The sequence below is a fragment of the Fulvivirga marina genome (genome assembly GCF_016775155.1).
Lineage (GTDB): Bacteria > Bacteroidota > Bacteroidia > Cytophagales > Cyclobacteriaceae > Fulvivirga > Fulvivirga marina.
Genome location: NZ_JAEUGD010000056.1, coordinates 1 through 4670 on the forward strand (window position 1 = coordinate 1; position 4670 = coordinate 4670).

Annotated in this window: 4 protein-coding genes; all 4 read right to left on the reverse strand. The window is 39.1% G+C overall.

Annotation, left to right across the window (positions count from 1 at the left end; translation table 11 throughout):
• Positions 1 to 74 precede the first annotated feature (74 nt).
• The 4 genes from JMN32_RS16345 to JMN32_RS16360 all read right to left on the reverse strand — a co-directional run bounded on the left by JMN32_RS16345 (position 75) and on the right by JMN32_RS16360 (position 4337).
• Complete coding sequence (locus JMN32_RS16345) at positions 75 to 1247, reverse strand: tetratricopeptide repeat protein (protein ID WP_317191788.1); 1173 nt, start codon at positions 1245 to 1247, stop codon at positions 75 to 77.
• A 326-nt stretch (positions 1248 to 1573) separates the two neighbouring features.
• Positions 1574 to 1726 (reverse strand): hypothetical protein, encoded by a 153-nt coding sequence (locus JMN32_RS16350; RefSeq protein ID WP_202857436.1) that lies wholly within the window; start codon positions 1724 to 1726, stop codon positions 1574 to 1576.
• 638 nt (positions 1727 to 2364) lie between these two features.
• Entirely contained in the window at positions 2365 to 3081 is a 717-nt protein-coding gene (locus JMN32_RS16355; RefSeq protein WP_202857437.1) for a hypothetical protein, read from the reverse strand.
• Between the two features lie 14 nt (positions 3082 to 3095).
• A complete protein-coding gene (locus JMN32_RS16360; protein WP_202857438.1) occupies positions 3096 to 4337 on the reverse strand; it encodes an eCIS core domain-containing protein in 1242 nt (413 codons plus the stop codon).
• Between the last annotated feature and the right edge of the window lie 333 nt (positions 4338 to 4670).

Sequence of the window (4670 nt, forward strand, 5' to 3'; positions counted from 1 at the left end):
AGTATTTGGTTAACGTTTGTTGCATAAGCACTTCAAAACTTGCCCCGCTACACCCCGGTATAAACCTTTATTGGTTATTCTGCCATTCGGGAAAGGATTTTCTGTAGCTCTACAACGTTCTTCGCACCATATTCATCCATCATTACTTGCAGACCCGACTCGTAACGGCCCAATGCCCTTTTATCTTTCCGATGCTTATTTATAATATACACGATCAACAAGAAGGATAATACCATCAGGAACGTTGTTAGCAATGTGCTTAGCTGGAAAGTGAAGGTTTCTTTTTTAAACTGAAGAGTGGCTTGTTTATGCTGAGCATCAGACTCTACAGCGCCTAGAGAAGCTTGGTGGTATAACGTTTCCATCTCCTCTCGTTGCTCCTTGTTGTGCTTGCTTTTGGAAGCAAACACACTCCTAAACTGTTTATAACGCTCAATATCAGATATGATCAGTTGCTCATGTTCTGTATAAAGGTTATCCAATGAGGTAATAGCCACATCAAGTTCACTGGATTGCAAACCTTCCGATGAAATTTGTACAACTTGATGATAATGGTTTAAAGCTTCCTGAATATTACCTTTTAAAATCTCTAGTTCAGCCAGGTAGTTAAAGTTCGGTCGGAGATCAGAGTTCGAGAGTTTCTTTTTCTCTTGCATGGCATTGGTCAGCCATAGCTCAGCTTCCTTTATATTCCCCTCTTTGAGGTAGGTTTCTCCCATATTACCATATAAATAGCTTCTTTCGGTATCGGTGATATTAAGTGCTAACGTTTGGTTATAATATTCTCTTGCCATGTCATACTCTCCCTGCATAAAATACAACTTCCCATATAAGTTCAATAGCACACTCACTTTCTCTTGGTTGTAATCCCTGGCGGATTTCAACCCCTTCTGCAAATATTGTTCAGCCAAATGATAATCGCCCTTATCCATGTACGTAAGGGCAATGTTCTCATAAATCCTTGGTAGCTGATCTGAGCTATTTATTTTAAGATTTAGTCTTTCAGCATCTTCAAAATATTTAAGTGCCTGAACATACATTTTACTCATTCTGTACACATGCCCTATGTTCTTTAACATAAGTGCCTGTCTGCCAGGGTCACGATTCTTTTCGTATAAATCATAAGCCTCTTGGTAGGCATTCACGGCCTCTCCATAAATCCCTTCCTCTCGTTTAAGCAGTCCATAATGTGCATAATATTTAGCCAGATATTCATTGTTAGATACCTCTTCTGCTAATTCTTTCACTTTTTCCAATAATGAATAAGCTAAATTATGTTCAGTGGTATGCTGCAAAACTCGTGGTGTGCTTTCTGCAATTTTTCTGTTTTCTCCTGTTTATTGATGATAGAATCATCCTGATTACATGAAATGAGTGATAATAATAAATACAGGAGACATAACGCCAGTTTCCTCATGGATAAAAAACAGGTTTTTAGGTTGAATAAAGCTCATTAAAAAAATAGTACGGGCAAATATGCCAGTATTATCCAATTATTATTTCCTTTATTCAATTCAAAACTTACGTATATTAGGAATCCATGAGAATTCCTTATATTCCACCCGTTTATGTGCTAAAATTCATCGTGTCCTGACTCATCCCCCTTATCACCTTCTGTCTTTAGAAGTTGATCATCTGAAGGGATAACTTCATCCTCCTGACATGCGGTAAAGGCCAGTCCAAATAGAGCCATAAGAGCGACAACAGTAACTTTTCTGATTTTCATCTGCTTCTGAATTTAAAGGGTTTGGTTAACATTTGCTGCACGAATGTTTCAGATATGCAACGGGTACAAACTTAACTTTAAATGTATTTATCGGCTAATAACACTTTTAGGCTTATGTTACGCTGGTAATGAATAGGTTAGAGTTATACTATTTAACTTGAGTGCAACTAACCTGCTCACTGGAAAAAGATCAAAATATGAACCAGCCACTTAATGTTTCATGATTAAAACATCGAAATACCGTATAAAAAGGGCATAAATGACTGCTTTATCAAACTAAACTTACATGATATTTTCCAAGATCAGGAAGATCTTAGCTCTAAGTGTAATGTAGTTGAATATTATTTTTCTTATAATGGAACTGTAATTGATACAAACCTGGAATACTTAAGTATATTGTACGTGTTGACAGTAATATGTAGAAGTAGACGAAATGAAAAAAAGCAGACCTAGGATTAACGACATTGAACTGGCTTTTGATAAACTTCAAAGCTATATATGGATATACCCGTTCTCAATGCTATTTTAACCCGGTTTAACAACTGCTTTTGCCAATTGCCTTCCTGCACACACTTTACCAAGGCTGGAGTCTCCCCAGAAGTTCTACCCCATTTGAGTTTGCTCCTCTTTGAGTGTCATCAGTAATTGTCAAGTTCTATCCTTGTCACCTTAAATTCAGAGCCTTCAAGTATTTCAAATAAGTATTCCAAAGCCTCCCATCCTGCATTACCCAGGTCTATCTTGAAAATCAATAGATTTTGATCACTTTGCGTCACAAGACCCACGCTATGAATGAATCCTCGAAGTTCTCCATTTTCTCTATTCCATGAAGATTGAGCTTCATTAATTATTGCATTGAGGTTTTCCACAAGCTCCGTGGTTATAGCACTGGCACAATGTATTTGAAATAATATGTGGGGTAAAACAATAGTTTTACTTTCAACTACAAATGAAAAGCTGGCAACATTAATCGGTATTGAAAACGATTTGTTTTGCTCCTGTAGAATTTCCTTTACAGGAAATTTGCACCACCAGAATCTCAGTTTCTCGGTATCACTTATTTTTTTTATATCAAACTTTTCGCTGTCATCACTATACTCCCAACAAATCTGCACGCGATAACCAAAACCATCAATAACTAAATCTCCATCAAGACTGTATATATTTTGCCCGCGTGAACTTATCTGAAAAGCTTCTGGCATAGGTGGCATTAGAAAAGCCCCTACGAGGCTCGCACTTCCTAATGCCCGGTCAGACATGGCCTCCAGTGTTTGTCCCATCTTTTTTAAAAAATTGGCATCAGGATTGAACGCAACCTCAAGACTGGACAACCATTGATAGTTATTGTTATTCATTGTTATTTAAGGTTTTATAATACAACACTCGCCGCTACACGAATTAACGTAACAATCGGCGGTATAGCTACGTCATCGGCCACACCCACTCCGGACAAGTCGTCCGCAATTAAGGCGATAATACCTGCAATACCTAATCCAATAATGGCCCAGGCTACTTCAGGATTCCCTCTTAGCCACTCTTCCGCAGCCTGCTCCGCATCTATACCCTGTTCTAGTACTTGCCGCACAAAATTTTTGATTTGTTCCGTGACGGATAGTGGTTCTGTTACCGGCTGTCTCTCTGGTTCACGTTGCCTTCTTCTTAGATAATACCCTATAACACCAGGAGCGTGAAGGTATGTAACCAGTTCCTGATCTCCCATATAGGGTAGTACCGCATTCGGATATATCAAGCCTGCATGCCATATCGTATCTTCATCACAATGGGCATAAGCCATTGCTACATATCTTGTCACCTCAGGAATAGCTGAAGCTACAAACGGGTGAAATTTTATCTCATATATACCCCCTGTTACAGGATCTACAATATCAGCGTAACCTGTACCTCCATTACGCCCACTCTCAGGTATTAGGTATTCAACCTCCGCCATAGGATTGATATTGATAAGATAGTGTTGCTGTATCAGGATATGCTCCGAAGTACCCGGATAAGCCAAGTTACCTATTCTATTGGTACCACGACACAGGCTTACTTTTTGAACTACATTTGTACCAACCCCCTGATGATTTTGATTTTTCTTCTTTCTCTTACAATCATCACAAACCTCACAATCACCATTTGCACATTTTGATTGTACCACTTTATCCCCCATTATGTCGGCTTCGCTCTCAAGCCCCTCATCTTCATTAACACTTACCTTACCCTTCATCTGCCTTGTTGGCTGCACTCTACCCTGCTTTTGTTGAACAACGTGCCATGCTTCATGAGCTAAGTACTGCTCCTGACCTGATGCTACATGTATATCAGTTCCCTGAGCATAGGCATGTGCGTTGAGTTGGGCTGGTTTTGAGGAATTATAATGTACTTTGACATCATCCATAGAATAACCAGATAATGCTTCAACTCCGGACTTGATATTATCGGGCAAACCCGTATTATTAACCGCTTTATTGGATGATTTGGCCGCAAGTTGAGCTGGGGAAGCTACTGATTCGGATTGTAGCGATGATTTCATCGATAGTCGACAGCCCATTTTATCCTGAGCATTCAATCTGTTGCTTATGGTATCCTTCGAAGTAAGGTTGTCTTTCATAAAAGCATTGCATCAACATTTAAGATATGTCTGATAAGTATTTTTTAGAGCTTCAAGCGTGACTGGGGCGGGATCAAAAATTGCAATAATACCGAACAAAGATGTTGGTATTATCGCAATAATCAAGGGTCATAATTCCAGTAAACCTTACTTAAATAAGAAATCATATATTTCTATAGTTGATGGGTCAAAAATCCTCTGGGCCATTAACCTCTCCTTCATTACCTTCTGTCTCTAGAAGTTGATCATCTGAAGGCCCAACCTCTTCCTCCTGACATGCGGTAAAGGCCAGTCCAAATAGAGCCATAAGAGCGACAACAGTAACTTTTCTAA